The 18,333-nt window shown below is 69.5% G+C and carries 15 protein-coding genes; 7 read left to right on the top strand and 8 right to left on the bottom strand.

Annotated features, from left to right (window positions below; genetic code table 11):
- Positions 1–171 precede the first annotated feature (171 nt).
- Together trxB and trxA are read left to right on the top strand one after the other, a co-directional pair.
- Entirely contained in the window at positions 172–1,164 is a 993-nt protein-coding gene (trxB, locus tag ABD652_RS04200) for a thioredoxin-disulfide reductase (RefSeq protein WP_344718497.1), read from the top strand.
- A 41-nt stretch (positions 1,165–1,205) separates the two neighbouring features.
- A complete protein-coding gene (gene trxA, locus ABD652_RS04195; RefSeq protein WP_153143291.1) occupies positions 1,206–1,532 on the top strand; it encodes a thioredoxin in 327 nt (108 codons plus the stop codon).
- A gap of 138 nt (positions 1,533–1,670) precedes the next feature.
- Here the strand turns inward: trxA and ABD652_RS04190 are convergent, their stop codons facing one another.
- From ABD652_RS04190 to rpmH, 8 genes are all read right to left on the bottom strand, one after another.
- Positions 1,671–2,975: a ParB/RepB/Spo0J family partition protein gene (locus tag ABD652_RS04190; RefSeq protein ID WP_425574545.1), complete on the bottom strand. Its 1,305-nt coding sequence runs from the start codon at positions 2,973–2,975 to the stop codon at positions 1,671–1,673.
- Positions 2,976–5,709: 2,734 nt separating this feature from the next.
- Complete coding sequence (locus tag ABD652_RS04185; protein ID WP_246160987.1) at positions 5,710–6,708, bottom strand: ParA family protein; 999 nt, start codon at positions 6,706–6,708, stop codon at positions 5,710–5,712.
- Positions 6,709–6,816: 108 nt separating this feature from the next.
- A complete protein-coding gene (gene rsmG, locus ABD652_RS04180) occupies positions 6,817–7,554 on the bottom strand; it encodes a 16S rRNA (guanine(527)-N(7))-methyltransferase RsmG (RefSeq protein ID WP_344718492.1) in 738 nt (245 codons plus the stop codon).
- 55 nt (positions 7,555–7,609) lie between these two features.
- Complete coding sequence (locus tag ABD652_RS04175; RefSeq protein WP_344718490.1) at positions 7,610–8,281, bottom strand: Jag family protein; 672 nt, start codon at positions 8,279–8,281, stop codon at positions 7,610–7,612.
- Positions 8,281–9,255, bottom strand: coding sequence for a membrane protein insertase YidC (gene yidC, locus ABD652_RS04170; RefSeq protein WP_344718488.1), 975 nt, complete (start codon positions 9,253–9,255; stop codon positions 8,281–8,283). Before yidC ends, ABD652_RS04175 begins: the two co-directional genes overlap by 1 nt.
- A gap of 108 nt (positions 9,256–9,363) precedes the next feature.
- Positions 9,364–9,846, bottom strand: coding sequence for a membrane protein insertion efficiency factor YidD (gene yidD / locus ABD652_RS04165; protein ID WP_344718486.1), 483 nt, complete (start codon positions 9,844–9,846; stop codon positions 9,364–9,366).
- The gene (gene rnpA / locus ABD652_RS04160) at positions 9,843–10,364 is read right to left on the bottom strand and encodes a ribonuclease P protein component (protein ID WP_344718484.1); all 522 of its coding nucleotides are present in this window, start codon (positions 10,362–10,364) and stop codon (positions 9,843–9,845) included. The genes yidD and rnpA overlap by 4 nt, the downstream gene beginning before the upstream one ends.
- Before the next feature lie 182 nt (positions 10,365–10,546).
- The gene (gene rpmH / locus ABD652_RS04155; RefSeq protein ID WP_010525598.1) at positions 10,547–10,684 is read right to left on the bottom strand and encodes a 50S ribosomal protein L34; all 138 of its coding nucleotides are present in this window, start codon (positions 10,682–10,684) and stop codon (positions 10,547–10,549) included.
- A gap of 329 nt (positions 10,685–11,013) precedes the next feature.
- Here rpmH and ABD652_RS04150 point away from each other — a divergent pair, with 329 nt between their 5' ends.
- The 5 genes from ABD652_RS04150 (at position 11,014) to dnaN (ending at position 18,323) form a co-directional block, all read left to right on the top strand.
- A complete protein-coding gene (locus tag ABD652_RS04150) occupies positions 11,014–11,718 on the top strand; it encodes a TetR/AcrR family transcriptional regulator (protein ID WP_344718478.1) in 705 nt (234 codons plus the stop codon).
- Complete coding sequence (locus ABD652_RS04145; protein WP_344718476.1) at positions 11,715–12,650, top strand: ABC transporter ATP-binding protein; 936 nt, start codon at positions 11,715–11,717, stop codon at positions 12,648–12,650. Before ABD652_RS04150 ends, ABD652_RS04145 begins: the two co-directional genes overlap by 4 nt.
- Complete coding sequence (locus ABD652_RS04140) at positions 12,651–14,294, top strand: ABC transporter permease (protein WP_344718474.1); 1,644 nt, start codon at positions 12,651–12,653, stop codon at positions 14,292–14,294.
- 394 nt (positions 14,295–14,688) lie between these two features.
- Positions 14,689–16,347 (top strand): chromosomal replication initiator protein DnaA, encoded by a 1,659-nt coding sequence (gene dnaA / locus ABD652_RS04135; RefSeq protein WP_425574540.1) that lies wholly within the window; start codon positions 14,689–14,691, stop codon positions 16,345–16,347.
- Between the two features lie 848 nt (positions 16,348–17,195).
- Entirely contained in the window at positions 17,196–18,323 is a 1,128-nt protein-coding gene (gene dnaN / locus ABD652_RS04130; protein WP_344718472.1) for a DNA polymerase III subunit beta, read from the top strand.
- Positions 18,324–18,333: the final 10 nt, after the last annotated feature.

Raw genomic sequence — 18,333 nt, 5'->3', positions numbered from 1 at the left:
AGCCGCTCGCAGGCCGCGCAGGGCCCCGGACAGGCCCGGAGGTGTCCCGCCATGACGCCCGCACGGCGTCATCGGGCACGGAATACCCTCCGGCCTCGTATAGTTTCACCACTGACGGCTCCGACAGTGGCCGTCCGTCCATTCCTCCTCGACCTCGAAGGACGCGACCTCGTGACTGAACAGACTCCCGACCAGGTGCATGACGTGGTGATCGTGGGCTCCGGCCCCGCCGGCTTCACCGCCGCGACCTACACCGCCCGCGCGAACCTGCAGCCGGTGATGCTGGCCGGCTCGGTGACGACCGGCGGCGAGCTCATGAACACCACCGACGTGGAGAACTACCCCGGCTTCCCCGACGGCGTGATGGGCCCGGACCTCATGATGAAGATGGAGGAGCAGGCCACCCGCTTCGGCGCCGACATCCGACGCGAGGACGCCACGGCGCTGCATCTGGACGCGCCGATCAAGGAGATCACGCTGGGAACCGGCGAGGTCGTGCGGGCCCGGGCGGTCATCCTCTCCACCGGCTCCGCCTACCGCGAGCTGGGCGTGCCCGGAGAGAAGGAGCTCTCCGGCCACGGAGTGTCCTGGTGCGCCACCTGCGACGGCTTCTTCTTCCGCGAGCAGAACATCGCCGTCGTCGGCGGCGGCGACTCCGCGATGGAGGAGGCCCTCTTCCTGACCAAGTTCGCCTCCAAGGTCACCGTCGTCCACCGCCGCGACAGCCTGCGCGCCTCGCAGATCATGATCGACCGGGCCCTGGCGAACGAGCGGATCGAGTTCGTCTGGAACGCCGAGGTCACCGAGGTCCGCGGCGAGGGCAAGGTCAGCTCCCTGGCACTGAAGGACACTGTCACCGGCGACGAGTCCACTCTGGACGTGACAGGTCTCTTCGTTGCTATCGGTCATGACCCGCGCGTCGAGCTCTTCGCCGGTCAGCTCGACCTGACCGCTGAGGGCACCGTCCAGGTCGAGGGGCGGTCCTCGAAGACCTCGCTGCCCGGCGTCTTCGCCGCCGGCGACGTCCTCGATCCGACCTACCGCCAGGCGGTGACCGCCGCCGGATCAGGCTGCGTCGCCGCCATCGACGTCGAGCACTGGCTCGCCGCCGCGGGGGATGCCGCCGAGGACGACGTCGTCCGCGTCGCGGCCGCGACGGCCTGAATTCCTCCCTGCTCTCCGTACCGCACGAAAGGACAGACACCATGGCAGATCTCAAGAGTGTCACTGACGACAGCTTCGACCAGGACGTCCTCCAGGCCGATAAGCCGGTCATCGTCGACTTCTGGGCGGAGTGGTGCGGCCCGTGCCGCATGCTCACCCCGATCCTCGAGGAGCTGGCGACCGAGAACCCCGAGTCTCTCGAGGTGGTGAAGCTCAACGTCGACGAGAACCCGGGCACGGCCGCCAAGTTCGGCATCACCTCGATCCCGGCCGTCTACGGCTTCAAGGATGGCGAGCACGTCATCTCCTCGATCGGCGCCAAGCCGAAGCAGGCCCTCGAGCAGGAGTTCGCCGACTTCCTCGGCTGACCCGGCCTCCGGGGGTTCCACGTGAAACCCTCGCTCTGCATACGACGAAGGCCCCGGATCCGCGATGACGGATCCGGGGCCTTCGTGCATCCGGGCCGGCCCTCCCCGACGGCCGGACGATCGGCCGCCGGGGAGGCATCAGCTGCTGGTGGACTGTCCGATCATCTCCATCAGCCGATGCAGGTCCTCGATGGAGCCGAAGTCGATCGCGATCCGGCCCTTGCGCGCGCCCAGGGTGATCTTGACCTGCGTATCGAGGCGGTCGGTGAGCGCATCGGCGTATTCGTCCAGCTGCTGATACCGGGTGTTCGACGGGAGCCGGGTCGCCGCTTCATGTGAAACGTCAGTCTCCTCCTGCGGCTGCTGCATCATCGTCACGGCTTCCTCCGTCGCCCGGACGGAGAGACCCTCTGCCACGATGCGCGCGGCGAGCTCCTCCATCTGCTCCTGCGTGGAGAGACCGAGCAGGGCCCGCGCATGGCCGGAGGAGAGCACGCCGGCCGCCACCCGCCGCTGCACGCCCGGAGGCAGCTTCATCAGACGCAGCGTGTTGCTGATCTGCGGACGAGACCGCCCGATGCGCGTGGCGAGCTCATCCTGAGTGCACCGGAAGTCGTCGAGCAGCTGCCGATAGGCGGCAGCCTCCTCCAGCGGATTGAGCTCGGAGCGGTGGATGTTCTCCAGCAGCGCGTCGCGGAGCAGGTCGATGTCGTCGGTCGCACGGATGATGGCGGGGATCTCGGTCCGCTCCGCCGCCTTCGAGGCACGCCACCGACGCTCGCCCATGACCAGCTCGTACTGATCGTCGGCGATCCGCCGGACGACGATCGGCTGCAGGACGCCGATCTCGCGCACGGAGTGCACGAGCTCGGCCATGTCCTCCTCGTCGAACTCCTGCCGGGGCTGGCGCGGGTTCGGCACGATCGCTTCGACGGGGACCGATCGGAACTCGGCGCCGTCGACGCTGCCGTCGACGGCGCCGTCCGTTCCACGTGGAACATCGTCAGCCGCCGCGGCCGCAGGAGCCGGCGTCTCGGTCGGGGAGACACCGTTCGTCTCCGCCGCGGACGCGCTTGTCGCCGCCTCTGTCGTCGTGACATCGTTCGCGGAGCCGCCCTCGGAGGTCGCAGCGTCAGTGTTCGCGCTCTGAGGGGCCGCCGCCTCAGAGGTCGAGTTCTTCCTCGTCCGCTTCGCCCGTTTCGGCGCAGGGGCCTTCTCAGACGTCTCAGCGACGTCGGGCTCCTCCTGGGTCGAGGAGCCATTGGTCGTGCTCTCTGCCGGTGACTCTTCGAGCTCGGCGGGTGACGGAGCATCGGCTGCGTCCACGGCCTCGGCAGGCTCACCCGTCCGGGCAGCCTCTGCCGAGGCTGCCGAGGGCGCCGATTCCGTGCTCACTGCAGAATGCGGACTCCTCCGCGCACGATCACCGAGGACATCCGGCATCTCCACTCGGCCGTTGCCCCGGCCGCGGCGACTCGTCGTGGTGCGTGTGCTGGATCCAGCGGTTCCACGTGAAACGCGCTGCGTGTCCAGATGGGACTTCGCGGAGAAGAAGACATCGATCGGGCGTTCGGGCGCCTCGACGCCGTTGCTCGGCTCGACCTCATCGACTGTCTCGACGGCGCCGTCCGATGCGTCGTTCGAACCATCCTCGGGGACGTCCGTCTCGTCCGCCGGGGCCTCGTGGTCCGAGACCGCGTGGTCGTCGGCTTCCGGCTGCTCTTCGGGAGCGGCGGCGTCTTCGTCCTCAGGCAGGGAGGCAGGCTCACCATCCGCCGATTCCTGCGCCGTGGTGGAGCTCTCCTCGAACGGATCGGCCGCCGTGACCACCGGTCCACCCTCGTCGGAGGCGATTTCCGGGGCCTCCGTGGCGTCGACCGGTGTTTCACGGGAAACTTCCTCCGGCGCCTCCGGTTCGACGGCGTGCGCCGTCGCCCCGGACGCTTCAGCCTCCTGGCCATCGCTGTTGATCAGCGCACCGAGGCCGCGCCCCAGCCCTCGCCGCTTCCGTTCTGTCATGGAGTCCCTCCACCTTCTTGAGCCCGGACCGACCGTCCCGGTCGACAACTCCTCCATTCTAAAGACCGAAGCTGTACAGCTGCGCACTTTCCGTCCGCGGTGTTCCACGGGAAACACGACATCTGCCTCGAGGTCGGCCGATGGACAGTTTCACGTGGAACGCAGGCCGCCGTGTATGTGTCCGGACAGCGCTCCGGCGTGCCGAACGAGGCGCCCACCGCCCGCACCCACCAGCCATGCCGTGGACTATCCTCCCGGAGACCTCGCCGCGAGAAGGCCGATGGATCCGGAGATACACTCCGGCAACCAACGACCTCAGTCGAGCCCTTTCGAAGGACTCTTCTTGTTCCACGTGGAACACTCGTCGAGTTGCCTTCTTTGCGTCCCCTGTCGGGAAATCGGAGGACCGGGCAGCCCGGAGCGGTGTGTCGCGGGGATGAGCCGATAGGGCAGAGCATCACGCGGGCGACCACTATGCAGCTGGACAGAGCGACTCCTGGTCCAGAGGAGGGGTCGCCACGTCCTCGCGTCGACCTCCGTGCCGCTGTTTCATGGGAAACATACGAGCTGGCTCTCGGCTCGCGCCGACAACGGCCCGGCCGGCGCGGACCGGCATCGCCGGTGCCCAGCAGAACCTCCATGCCGATCTGTGAGGCGCTCGGGGACGTCGCAGTCCTGTGCAGCCGCCGTGGCTCAGCTGATGGTTCTCACCCGCGTCTGGCGTCTCCCTGACAGTGTCGAGCAGAGTGGCAGCCCAGCAGGCAGCACACCATGCCATCGCCGGACGCCACATGCCGACTGATCGCTCGACCGCAGCATGTTTCCCGTGAAACACGACCCGACGCACGAGCATCGGGAGCCGACGACTCGGACACCGTGAGGGTTCATTAGCTCCCGATCACCAGTGCGGCCGGCGTTTCACGGGAAACGTCGGGTCTTCATGCGCTGAGGCACGATGACCCGAGGTACGCGTTGCCAGAGGCGGCGTCACCGCCGCTGCAGACGAGGCGAGCGTCGACGAGGCGCGTCGCCACGTCTGCAGGTTGATCCAAGCCTGACTCCCGGCCATCACGCGCCACGCCTCCCTGAAGGCGATCCCCGGGATCGGATCCCCGCATCTGCGCGAGGGCCATGGCAAGCCGTCACCGCGGCACGAGGATTCCTGCCCCGGAGATCGTGTCCATGGAGACCTCTCCGCACGCTGCGCACCGCGGCGTGCGCGCATCGACACCCTTCTGCGTGTTTCACGGCAAACGTATACCGTCCCCGCTGCCGAGCATCGGGAGGCTCATTCAGGCGATGGACGGTGCGGCGGCACGTGCCAGCCTGAAGATGCGGGACATCAGGCGTGCGAGGAGTGCCAGGAAAGCCAGGGGTGCCAGGGGTGCCAGGGAGATTCTGGGGCCGCAGGACGTTTCGTCGTCGAGGGCAGGGGACCGGCGCAGGGTGCCGATGCCATGCCGGTGCGGCTTCGGTGCGACCCCACTCCGGTGCCGGCGATGTTTCCCGTGAAACCTCGACTCTCGACCCGACCGAGCCCGGGACCTATCGGGTGAGCACCTCTCCCGGAGTGACAGTCGGGAACTCCGCACATGAACGCACATCGTCCGGCCGCCTCATCCACACCCATTCTCCACAGACGCTGTCCACAGGAATTATCCACAGGATTCCTCCACAGCTCACCCTCCGGCGACGGGGCTCGGAGCACGCTTCCTCCAGCGTGTCGCGCATCACGTCTCACAGAACAGACAGTCCTGAACATTTCCCCTCGCCCTGAACAAGGAGTCGTCGATGAACACACTGTGGGCAGGCGCCACTTGTGTTCATCGGTCCAGGTCAGCCGCTCATGCGATGGTCGACCTCATCGTGTCCGTATGGTTCGTCCGTGGCCGGTTCCTCCGGCATCGACAGGACCGTCAGTTCCATCGCTGCCGTCGTCGTCGCCGCCTCACCACACCCCCGCCCGAGGCCCGGCCCAGGGACCGACGTGCGGGGACACGCGTCTCGACCGATGCGTCGACGCCCGCGTTCTGCACAGGGGAGCACGGCATGGGCGCAGACGAGAAACGCCCTCCCGTGCCCGTCGATGATCCGACGAGCACGGGAGGGCGTGCACTTCTCGCGGCGGCTCCGCAGGGACGCGGACCCGCCGCACCGGTCAGCGGCCGGCCTCCTCGCCGCGCGCGACGATCTCGGCGGCGGCCTCCAGATAGGCCAGTGCTCCGGTGGAGCCGCGGTCATAGCTGATGACGCTCTGCTGGTAGGACGGCGCCTCGGAGATCCGCACATTGCGCGGGATCAGCGTCTCCAGCACGGCATCCGGGAAGTGCTCGCGCACTTCCTCGGCGACCTGCGCGGCCAGCCGGGTCCGTCCGTCGTACATCGTCAGCAGGATCGTCGAGACCGTCAGCGGCGGGTTCAGATGCTTCTGGATCATCTGGATGTTGTTGAGCAGCTGGCTCAGCCCCTCCAGCGCGTAGTACTCGCACTGGATGGGGATGAGAACCTCCTGCGCGGCGACGAAGGCATTGACCGTCAGCAGCCCCAGGCTCGGCGGGCAGTCGATGAACACGAAGTCCAGACGTTCCTCGCCCTGCTCCTCGCGGTACCGGTGATACTGGTCCAGTGCCCGCTGCAGCCGCTGCTCGCGCGCGACCAGCGAGACCAGCTCGATCTCCGCACCGGCCAGGTGGATCGTCGCCGGGACGACCTGCAGCCGCTCGATGTCCGGGCAGTCGGTCACGACGTCGGCGAAGGCCAGATCGTCGATGAGCACGTCATAGACCGATTCCTCGTCGGCTGAGTGCGGCACGCCCAGTCCCGTCGAGGAATTGCCCTGCGGGTCGATGTCGATGACCAGCACGTTGAAGCCCTGCGCGGCCAGCGCGGCGGCGATGTTCACCGTCGTGGTGGTCTTGCCGACGCCGCCCTTCTGGTTCGACACGGTGATGGTCCGCGTCGTCTCCGGGCGCTCGAGCTCCGTCTCGGAGAGCGCCTGACGGCGACGTCGCTCGTCGGCCAGTTCGGCGCCCAGCGGCGACGACCCGTCCATGCTGTCCAGGATGGAGGATCCGCGGGCCGCCTCGGCGGCCTGATGGGCCGCTTCGCCCGCGCCCGCGCTCGGCCGGCTCTCGCGTGCAACGTCCTCGCTGGCCACGTGTGTCCTTCCCTCCGTCGGTTCACTCGGCGGACGCCCTGTCGGCGCCCGGTGTCGCCCCCGGAGCAGTCTAAGCCACCGCCGCCGGGAGCATCAGCCCGCCGGCCGTCAGCGACGCCGGCAGCGCACCACAGTCGTCGGCTCCTCGAGGAGGGCCTCGCCCAGCCTCAGCACTTCGGGCTGCTCCATCCGGTGCTTGGAGAACGCCTTCGACGCGGCCTCGATCTCCTGATCGACGCTGCGCCCCTTGAGGAGCATCAGCTGACCCTCCTCGGCGAGCAGCGGCACCGTCAGCGGCACCAGCTTCTTCAGCGCCGAGACCGCGCGGGCGGTGACGACGTCGGCCATCACCTCGTCGGTGACCTCCTCCGCACGTCCGCGGATCAGCGTGACGTTCTGCAGGCCCAGGTCCTTGACAACTTCGCTGAGCCAGTCCACCCGACGCTCCATCGGCTCGATGAGCGTGAAGTAGACGTCCTCGCGGGCGATGGCCAGCGCGATCCCGGGGAGCCCGGCGCCGGAGCCGACGTCGGCGACGTCGCCGCCAGTGGGAAGCTCGGGGCCCAGCACCGCGCAGTTGAGCACGTGCCGGGACCACATGCGCGGGACCTCCCGCGGACCCAGGAGCCCATGCTCGATGCCCGTGGTGCAGAGGTGGTCGACGAACCGCTCGGCCAGCGGCAGCCGGTCGCCGAAGAGCTGCTCGGCCGCCGCCCGCTCGGACTCGGTCAGCTGCGGGCGCTCCTGCGGCACCGGCTGCGCGTCCTCCGCCGGGGCGGCCGCGCCCTCCACGGACGCCTCCTGATGCCGGTCGGCGTCCTGGGTGCTTCGGTCATGCTCGGTCATGCGGTCCCCTCCGTCGGGTCGGTCGGCTCGGGCGGCTGACGCGCGGTCCGTCGCGTCACTCGGCGGTGACGACGACGTGGCGCCGCTTCCCCTCGCCCTCGGACTCGCTGACCAGTCCGGCCTCCGCGATGAAGTCGTGGACGATCTTGCGCTCGTAGGAGCTCATCGGCTCCAGGTGCACGTCCTGGCCGTTCTCGCGGACCTTCTCGACGGCGTCGTCGGCCTGCTCCTTGAGCTCGCCGCGGCGCGTCTCGCGATGGCCGGCGACGTCGAGGACCAGCCGGGTGCGCCCGCCGGTGGCGGTCAGCACGGCCAGGCGGGTGAGCTCCTGCAGCGCGTCCAGGACCTCTCCCCGGCGGCCGACGAGGTCGTCGAGCTCCTCCTCGCCCTCCTCGGCCACCACCGAGACGTAGGTCCGCTCGCCGCGCACCTCGATGTCGATGTCGCCGTCGAGGTCGACGATGTCCAGCAGCTCCTCGAGATAGTCCGCGGCGATGTCGCCTTCGTCCGGAGCGTCCTGCTCCTCCGCATCCTCGGCGCTCTCACCGCCCTCGGCGTCGTCGGCGCCCTCGGCCTGGTCCGTCTCCTCGGCCGCGCCGGCGTCGTCCTCCGTGCGGTCGTCCTCGGCGTCGTCCTGCCGGGGGTCCTGCGGTGCGGCGGCCGACGCCTGCTCGGCCTGGTCAGCCTGCTCGGCGTCCTCGGGGTGCTCCGTCCGGGTCTGGCTCATCAGCTGTTCTTCCTCTTCTTCTTGGAGGGCTGGGCGCCCTGGCCGAGATGCTTCCCGGTGGGCTTCTCCCGCTGCTCCTCGGCGGCCTGGGGCTTCTCGTTGATGGGCGTGAGACCCTTCGCGGCGCGACGGAGGTTGAGCTCCTTCTCCGCCTGCGAGCCGGGCGTCGGGTTGTTGCGGATGACCCACCACTGCTGGCCCATCGTCCAGAAGTTCGTGGCGGTCCAGTAGATGAGCACGCCGACCGGGAAGTTCACACCGCCGATGACGAAGACCAGCGGCAGCATGTAGAGCATGATCTTCTGCGTCTGGGCGAACTGCCCCTGCAGGGCCGACTCGGACATGTTCTTGCTCATCAGCTGCTTCTGCGTGAAGAACTGGGTGAGCACCATGGTGATGATCATCAGCGAGGTCAGCAGCACCACGTCCCAGCGCGTGGGATCGGCCTGGAAGGACGGCAGGAAGCTGTCCGAGGTGCCGACGCCGAAGATCGACGAGGCGTCGAAGCTCTGGACCTCCGCAGGGCTCAGCGCGCCGTAGCCGTCGGTGCGGTACTGCTCCTGGCGCATGCGATTGAGCATCCAGAACAGCGCGATGAACACCGGCATCTGGGCGAGCAGCGGCAGGCAGGTCATGAACGGGTTGACCTTGTGCTTGCGGAACAGCGCCTGCTGCTCCTGGGCCATCGCCTGGCGCGAGACCGGGTCCTTCTTGCCCTTGTACTTGGCCTGGAGCTTCTGGATCTCCGGCTGGATGATCTGCATGCCGCGCTGCGATTTGATCTGCCGGACGAACAGCGGGATCAGGATCACCCGGATGACGACCACCAGCATGACGATCGACAGCGCCCAGTTCCATCCCGACGCCGCCCACTCGGCGTCGTCGCTGAACAGGGTGAGCAGCTGGTGGAACATGCTCAGCAGCCAGGAGACCGCCCAGGTGAACGGCGTCAGGAGTGTGTCGAAGAAGCCCATGTGTCTCTCAAGTCGTCGTGGCGGCCGACGCCCGCTGACGCGGCGTCGTGCTCGGGCCCGGACGACACACGTGAGCCCTGCCGGCGTCGGGAGCCGCGCTCGGCAGGGTCATTGATCGTGCTCCGCGGGAGCACAGTCGTCGTCCGGTGGGATCGGCGGATGGTTTGTCTCTATGATCGACGGTGCGGAGCCCTGGGGCCAAATCCTCCGCGCGGGCGGAACGTGGTCGACGCCGCCGGATCCGAAGGGGTTGCAGCGCAGGATCCTCCAGACCGTCAGCGGCACCCCGCGCAGCACTCCGTGGACGCTCACCGCCTCCAGCCCGTAGGCCGAGCAGCTCGGGTAGTAGCTGCACACCTGACCGTACAGCGGCGAGATCACCGTCCGATAGGCGATGATCAGCCCGGCCAGCAGCGCCGACGGCGTCCGACGGATCCGCCCCCAGCGCTGACGGCGCAGCTCCTCGGCCGTCGGCGGCGGCCCGGGCCGTCCCGGCGTGGCACCGTCGGGCACATAGTAGTCGGCGTGCCTGATCCAGACCTGGACGGCGGTCTCCCCGTCCGGCTGCGATCCGCAGGCGCCGGTGCTCATGCCGCGCCCCCGGCACGCGCCGCCTTCTCCGAGCCTGCCGCGCCCCCGCGACGGCGGCGGCCTCCGCGCGCACGGCGCAGCGCACGCTCCAGGCCGGAGGCGACGTCGTCGCGCAGCGTGGCGTGGTCGGCCCCCGCGGCGGCCGGCAGCGCGCGCACGACGACGTCGAGCGCCGGTGCGGACGGGGCGGAGCCGGGATCCGCGGGATCCGCGGGGTCGGCGGGGTCGGCGGGCCCCTCGACGGCGGGGGAGTCCGGCGCCGGGATCCGCTCGGGCACCAGCTCGGCGACCAGATGCCGCAGCCGGCGCTGGACGCGGTGGCGCACGACGGCGTTGCCGACGGCCTTGGAGACGATGAACCCGCAGCGCCAGGGCGCGGCGGGGCCGTCCGACGCCGTCTCTCCGGCCGGCCGCAGGAGCACGCTGACGACCACGGTCTCGGTGCCCGCCCGCGCACCCCCGCGCATCACGGCGCGGAAGTCCTGCGAGCGGGTGATCCGATGCTCACGCGGCAGCATGCGACCTCCTGCAGGGTCTCGGCGGACGGGACGGGATGCGCGGATCCGGACCGCCTCCCGCCCCCGGATGCACCGACGGCCCGCACCCGAGGAACGGGGACGGGCCGTGGCGAAGGCGGCGATCGACGGGCGATGCCCGGCGACGCCGCGGGGCCGCCGTCGCGGCGGCCGGATGCGTCGGGTCAGGCCGAGAGGTTCTTGCGGCCCGAGCTGCGGCGGGCCGAGATGATGGACCGGCCGGCGCGGGTGCGCATCCGGGAACGGAAGCCGTGCTTGCGGCTGCGACGACGATTGCTCGGCTGGAAAGTCCGCTTGCTCACTGTGTACTCCCACTGGATGGTTGCGAAGTCCGGAAGGGAGCCGGGCCCGAGGGCGGTCGACTCCGGCGGCCTGCCGCAGCGGTCGTCCGCAGGACGCCGCCGAACATCGGCCGGCCGCTCCGAGCGCGCGGTGGTACACCTGCGCCCGCAGATTGACCTGTCAACACTAGACGCCCCGTCGGCGCGTCGTCAAGCGTCGACCGGGCCGCACGGCCTGTCGACCGGCGCGACGACGGGGTCTTGACAGCTGAATGAACGTTAAGTCAGCCTGAGGGCATCATCTGCTGAACAGTCATTCAGCCTCCCTGCCGCCCTCCGGAAAGGCGACCATGACCGAGACTCCGCCCACTCCGGCGACCGAGCGCGAGGGCGCCGAGCGCATCCTCGACGCCGCCGTCGAGCTCTTCGGCCGGCACGGCTTCTCGGCGACGAGCCTGAAGGCCATCGCCGCCCACGCCGACGTCTCGGCGCCGCTGGTCATCCACCACTTCGGCTCCAAGGCGGGGCTGCGCCGCGCCTGCGACCAGCACGTCGCCCGCCTCCTCCACGACTCCAAGGACGCCGCCGTCGAGGACTCCGTGGGCGGACTGCCGCGGAACCACGTGATGGAGATGATCCACGAGTCCGGGCCGCTGATCCGCTACCTGCTGCAGGCCTTCCTCGCCGGCGGCGAGGAGATCGACGCGCTCTTCGACCGCCTGGTGGACGACTCGCTGGAGTACACCTCCCGCGCCCAGGACCTCGGCCTGGTCACCCCGAGCGAGAATCCGCGCGACCGCGCGGCGGTGATGCTGCTGCACTCCTTCGGCGCCCTGGTGCTGCACCGCCAGATGAAGCGGCAGTTCGGCGTCGACCCGTTGGAGGACCCGCCCGAGGAGATGACCCGCTACATGTCGGCGGTCCTCGAGCTCTACACCCGTCCGGTGCTCGACGCCGAGGTCTACGGCCGCCTGATGGCCGACCTCCGCGACGCTCCGCCGGAGCAGACGACCGACTCTCCCGAGAGCTCCTCCCAGGAAGGACACGACCGATGAGCGAGACTCCGGTGATCCGCGCCCGCGGACTCGTCAAGACCTTCGGCCAGGTCACGGCCCTCGACGGCCTCGACCTCGACCTCGCCCCGGGCGAGGTCCACGGCTTCCTCGGCCCCAACGGCGCCGGGAAGTCGACCACGATGCGCATCCTGCTCGGGCTGCTGCGCCGGGACGGCGGCCAGGTCGGCGTCTTCGGCGGCGATCCCTGGCACGACGCCGTCGCGCTGCACCGGCGGCTGGCCTACGTGCCCGGCGACGTCGAGCTCTGGCCCACCCTCTCCGGCGGCGAGGTCATCGACATGTTCCTGCGGATGCGCGGCTCCTACGACCCGCGCCGCCGGGACGAGCTCATCGAGCGCTTCGCCCTGGATCCGCGGAAGAAGACCCGCACGTATTCGAAGGGCAACCGGCAGAAGGTCGCGCTGATCGCCGCGCTGGCCGCCGACGTCGACCTGCTGCTGCTCGATGAGCCCACCGCCGGCCTCGACCCGCTCATGGAGGTCGTCTTCCAGGAGGTCATCGCCGAGGAGCAGCGCGAGGGACGCTCGGTGCTGCTCTCCAGCCATATCCTCGCCCAGGTGGAGGCGCTCTCCGACCGGCTGTCGATCATCCGCGACGGGACCATCGTCGAGTCGGGCTCGCTGAGCGAGCTGCGGCACATGACCCGCACCACCGTCGAGGTCGAGACGCGGGAGGACGCCGAGTCGCTGGCGGGGCTGATGGGCGTCCACGACCTGCGCCGCGACGGCGGGCGGACGATCCTGGAGGTCGACGGCGACCGGGTCGACGACCTCATGCGGCAGATGGCCCCGCTCGGCGTGACGTCGCTGGTGGCCCACCCGCCGACGCTGGAGCAGCTGCTGATGCGTCACTACGGAGACGAGCCGTCGTCGCGCGCCGACGAGAGGGCTGCGGAGAGGACGGTGTCCTGAATGCGCGGCTCGAGCGAGACCACGGAGCAGGCCACGACGACGGCGCCGCTGGCCGGCGCCCCCGCGCTGCTGCGCCTGATGCTCCGCCGCGACCGGATGCGGCTCAGCCTCTGGGTGCTGGGCATCGGACTGATGGGCTTCTACTTCGCCGGCGCCATCCAGGTCGTCGCCGAGGACCAGGCCCAGCTGGCGCAGATGACGACCATGTTCGCCGATCCCGTGGGGCGGCTGATGACCGGTCCGGCCTACGGCATGGACGCGCCGAGCTTCGAGCGGTTCTACGCCGCCGGCTACATCCTCTTCCTCTTCATCCTGACCGCACTGATGAGCATCTTCACCGTCGTGCGGCACACCCGCGCCGAGGAGCAGACCGGACGTGCCGAGCTGCTCCGGGCCAATGTGGTCGGCCGGCACGCGACGCTGACGGCCGCGGCGCTGCTGGTGGTGCTCGCCGACGTGCTCGTCGGACTGCTGGTGACCGCCGGAGCGCTGACCGCCGGCTACGCGACGGCGGGCTCGCTGCTCGTCGGAGCCGCCACCGTCGCCGTCGGGGTGTTCTTCGCCGGGGCGGCGACGACGACCGTCCAGCTCAGCGCCTCTTCCCGCGGCGCCTCGGCGATGGCCGGCGCGCTGCTCGGACTGGCATACCTCATCCGCATGGGCGGGGACATGGCCGAGCAGGGCGGCAGCGCGCTGTCCTGGTTCTCCCCGCTGGGCTGGTCGCAGCAGACCGCCCCGTACGTGCACGACCGCTGGTGGCCGCTGCTGCCGCTGGCGGGCTGCGCCGTCGCCTTCCTCTGGCTCGGATACTGGCTGAGCACCCGACGCGACGTGGAGGCGAGCCTGATGCCCTCCCGGCTGGGCCGGGCCGGCGCCCGTCCGTCGCTGGGCACTCCGACGGGCATGGCGCACCGCGTCCTGCGCGGCGGTCTGCGCGGCTGGACCATCGCCCTGGTGCTGACGGCGCTGCTCTTCGGCAGCTACGCCGAGTCGATGATCGACGCCGCCGACGCGCTCCCCGAAGAGTTCGCCGCCGTCTTCTCCGGCGACTCCATGATGCTGGGGTACCTGGCCTATATCGCCCTGTTCCTGGCCCTCTTCGTCGCCGCGGCCGGGGTGAGCGGACTGAGCCAGCTGCGCGGCGAGGAGACCCACGGACGCGCCGAGCTGATCCTCTCGGCGCCGATGAGCCGGACCCGCTGGCTCGCCGCGCATCTGACGGTCCTGCTGCTGGGCCTGGGACTGATGCTGCTGCTGACCGGCCTCGGCACGGCGCTGGGCGCTCTGGCGGTGCTCGGCGAGGACGGCGTCCAGCACGTCGACGACCTCGTGCTGGCCAGCCTGCACCAGGCGGCTCCGGTGCTGGCGATCGTCGGCATCGTGGTGGCGCTGTTCGGCTGGCTGCCCCGGCTGGCCGGTCCCGTCGGCTGGCTCCTGCTCGGCTATGCCGCGGTGATGATCAACTTCGGCAGCCTCCTGGAGCTCCCCGCCGTGCTGGAGGACCTGAACGTCTTCGGGCATCTGGCCCAGGTCCCCGTGGAGGACGTCGACTGGACGCCGGTCCTGGTGCTCGGCGGCATCGGCGTCGTCGGCATCGGGCTCGGGGCGATCGGCTGGAATCGCCGCGAGGTCGCCGCGGCCTGACCCGTTCCGGGCCCGCTGACCAGGCACGCCCGTCCCCAGGCATGCACAGGACTCTCCACAGCTCGACGTGCGAACTCCACAGCGGCCGCACAGCGCCCGGGCGCCCGGCGCGAGAAGGATCACGTGCGCCGCGGCGAGGACGCCGATTCGTCGGCGCGATCCCGGCGGATCGGCGTCATCGTGCGGATGCCACGGCTGACGGCACCCCCGCACGACGCGTAGAATCGACCGCGTCGCGCCCTGCCCGTCGGACTGCGGACGCCGGAGTCCATGCGGCGACATCCACAGGCCGGGGGTAGAGTCGGGGCGATGTCTCCACAGGGTCTTCGACGCTGGGGAGCCGACGAGTCGAGACGACTCGTGCACGCCCGTCCACCACCCAGGAGGAGCTTCCGTGTCAGCCGAGCCGGAGATCAATGTGTCGCAGAAATGGGAGCAGGTGCTCGCCGAACTGCGGGAGAATCACGGGATCTCGGGGCTGAAGCTCAACGACGTCGGCCGCGCGGCCCCGCAGGGCGATCAGCTCATCGGCGACACCCTGCTCCTGGCGGTCCCGCACGAGCGGGTGCGCGAGCTGATGCAGTCCACGCTGCAGGCCCAGCTCAGCGAGGCGCTGCGCACCGTCTTCGGTCGGGACATCCTCTGCGCCTACGTCATCGACCCGAACCTCGCCGCCCGGCAGAAGGCCGACCTGGCCTCCGGGGACGTCACTGCCCTGGACGAGGGCCTCGACGCGGAGTCGGCTCCGTCGGCCGGCTCGGCCTCCTCCGCCTCGAGCACCGCCGTCGACGACGTCTCCCCGGGGCCGCAGCCGACCTATGCGCCCGCCCCTTCGGCGCCGAGCGCCCCCGGCGGGCCGGCGCCGACCGAGGCCGCGCCCGACGCCGCGCCGCATCCGGGCCTGGCCCCGGCCCCGGCAGAGCACGCCCGGCCGGGGCCGGCGGTGCAGCCCTCCGGCCTGGCCGACAACGGCACGATCCCGCCGGCCAATGCGGCCGCCGGCAGCTCCTCGGAGAGCTTCGAGACCTCCCGCCTGAACCCGCGCTACACCTTCGACACCTTCGTCATCGGATCCTCCAACCGCTTCGCCCATGCCGCGGCGAACGCCGTGGCCGAGGCGCCGGCGCGGGCCTACAACCCGCTGTTCATCTACGGCGACTCCGGCCTGGGGAAGACCCACCTGCTGCATGCGATCGGCCATTACGCCCAGCGGCTCTACAGCGGCATCCGCGTGCGCTATGTGAACTCCGAGGAGTTCACCAACGACTTCATCAACTCCATCCGCGACGACGAGGGCGCGAGCTTCAAGCACCTCTACCGCAACGTCGACGTGCTGCTGCTGGACGACATCCAGTTCCTCGCCGACAAGGAGCGCACCGTCGAGGAGTTCTTCCACACCTTCAACACGCTCTACAACAACAACAAGCAGGTCGTGATCACCTCCGATCTGCCGCCGAAGCAGCTCGCCGGCTTCGAGGAGCGGCTGCGGTCGCGCTTCGAATGGGGCCTGATCACCGACATCCAGCCGCCGGACCTGGAGACGCGCATCGCGATCCTGCGCAAGAAGGCCACTGCGGAGAACTTCTCCTGCCCCGACGACGTGCTGGAGTACATCGCCTCGAAGATCTCCACCAACATCCGCGAGCTGGAGGGCGCGCTGATCCGCGTGACCGCCTACGCCTCGCTGAACAAGCAGGCGGTGGACCTGCCGCTGGCCGAGCAGGTGATGCGGGACCTGATCTCGGACGACCACGTCCAGGAGATCACCGCCGAGCAGATCATCGACGCCACGGCGGAGTACTACTCCTTCACCGTCGACGACCTGATGTCGAAGTCGCGGAACCGCACCCTGGTCACCGCCCGGCAGATCGCGATGTATCTGCTGCGCGAGCTGACCGAGATGTCGCTGCCGAAGATCGGCCAGGCCCTGGGCGGCCGCGACCACACCACCGTGATCTACGCCGAGCGCAAGATCCGCGAACTGATGGCCGAGCGCCGCGCGGTCTTCAACCAGGTCACCGAGCTGACCAACAAGATCAAGCAGCAGCGCTGAGGCGCTGAGTGAGCGCTCGGCCTCTCCGGCCATGCTTCGTTCCTCCGGATGCGGGCAGCTCTGCCCGAACAGCACAGTGATTCCCGTCACATGCGGTGAGGCCCGAGAAAGACGTCGCTGCACGCGGTCGAGTCGAAGTCAAGCCCATGGTCCACTCCTGTGGACGACGATTCTGTGCACAACTCACACCTGTGTAATTCCCCGGCATCACCGCGATCCACACGTTATCCACAGAGCATCCTCCACAGCTTTCCCCACATATCCACAGGTGCCGGTGAAGTTTTTCCGCAGCAGTTCCCACACCTGTGGACAAACCGGTGGAGAAGGCGGTGAAGTTCGCGCTCCAGCCTGTGGACGAATCGGCCTGATCTGCGGAGAACCGCATGATGGCGGGTGTCGTCGTCCACCGCACATGCACAGCCCAAGCGAGAGAACTTCACCTCGCCGTGCACAGCCACTTCCGGCGCAACGGCGGGCAGGAAGGGGTTATCCACAGAATCCACAGCACTTGTTAACACTGCTCCCCTTCCCAGACCCCTTCGACAGACAACAGTCAGGCTTTCGGCCGCGGCGCCGTCCTCGATCCCCACGCCGCGACGCGGCGTGCACTAGATGTGCTGGTCGACGGGACCGTCGCGACCACATATCGTGGTGGACATCGTCGGTCCGCTGGCCCCGGGGCAGCGCCGACGGGTAAGCTCCATTCCCGACACAGCAGCCGTGATCCTTGACATCGGCTCTGCGGCAGATGCTGCAGATCCTCTGCAGTCACTGCCGACGCGTTCCACCGCGTCAGCCGGGGACAGCACGGCTCGTCACCAGTCAACGGCCCTGAAAGGCGGATTTCAGTGAAGTTCACGGCGGCGCGTGATGTCCTCGCCGAGGCGGTCTCCTGGACTGCCCGGTCCCTGTCACCTCGACCGCCGGCGCCGGTGCTCTCCGGTCTGCTGATCACCGCCGAGGGCCAGACAGTCTCCATCGCCAGCTTCGACCACGAGATCTCGGCTCGGCTGGAGATCGAGGCCGAAGTGGAGACCCCCGGCACGATCCTGGTCTCCGGCCGGCTGCTCAACGACATCGTCAAGTCCCTGCCGGACGCTCCGGTCGTCGTCGAGCTGGAGGAGTCCAAAGTCCTGGTCACCTGCCGCTCCTCGAAGTTCAGCCTGGCGACGATGCCGGTGGACGAGTACCCGGAACTCCCCGAGATGCCGGAGCTGGCCGGCACCGTCGACGGCGCGGCCTTCGCTCGTGCGGTCTCGCAGGTCATCACCGCCGCCTCCAAGGACGACACGCTGCCGATCCTCACCGGCGTGAAGGTGGAGTTCGAGGGCGACACCATCACGTTCCTGGCCACCGACCGCTATCGGCTGGCGATGCGCGAGATCACCTGGGCACCGGCCCGGCCGGACCTCTCGACCTCGGCGCTGATCAAGGCCAAGACCCTCAACGACGTCGCCAAGTCGCTCGCCGGCGGCGGCGAGCTGTCCATCGCCCTCGGCGAGTCCGCCGAGATGATCGGGTTCTCCTCCGCCGGACGGCGGACCACCAGCGTGCTCGTCGACGGCGACTACCCCAAGATCCGCCAGCTCTTCCCCGAAGAGACCCCGATCCACGCCGTCGTGCGCACCTCGGACCTCATGGAGGCTTCGCGCCGCGTCTCCCTGGTGGCCGAGCGCAACTCGCACGTGCGGCTGCAGTTCACCGACGAGGGCCAGGTCATCCTCGACGCCGGAGCCGACGACAACGCCGCGGCCACCGAGGTGGTCGACGCCGACCTCACCGGCGAGGCGATCACTGTGGGCTTCAACCCCGGCTACCTCAACGAGGGGCTGAACGTCATCGGCAGCGAGTACCTGCGCTTCTCCTTCGTCTCCGCCCCCAAGCCGGCCATGATCACCGGGCAGGACACTCCGGACGGCGGCAACTCCACCGACTTCCGCTACCTGCTCATGCCGGTCCGGCTGCTGAACCAGTAGCCCCGGCTCC

Source organism: Nesterenkonia halobia (assembly GCF_039536005.1).
Classification (GTDB): domain Bacteria; phylum Actinomycetota; class Actinomycetes; order Actinomycetales; family Micrococcaceae; genus Nesterenkonia; species Nesterenkonia halobia.
This window is presented reverse-complemented; position numbering and strand designations above follow the sequence as displayed.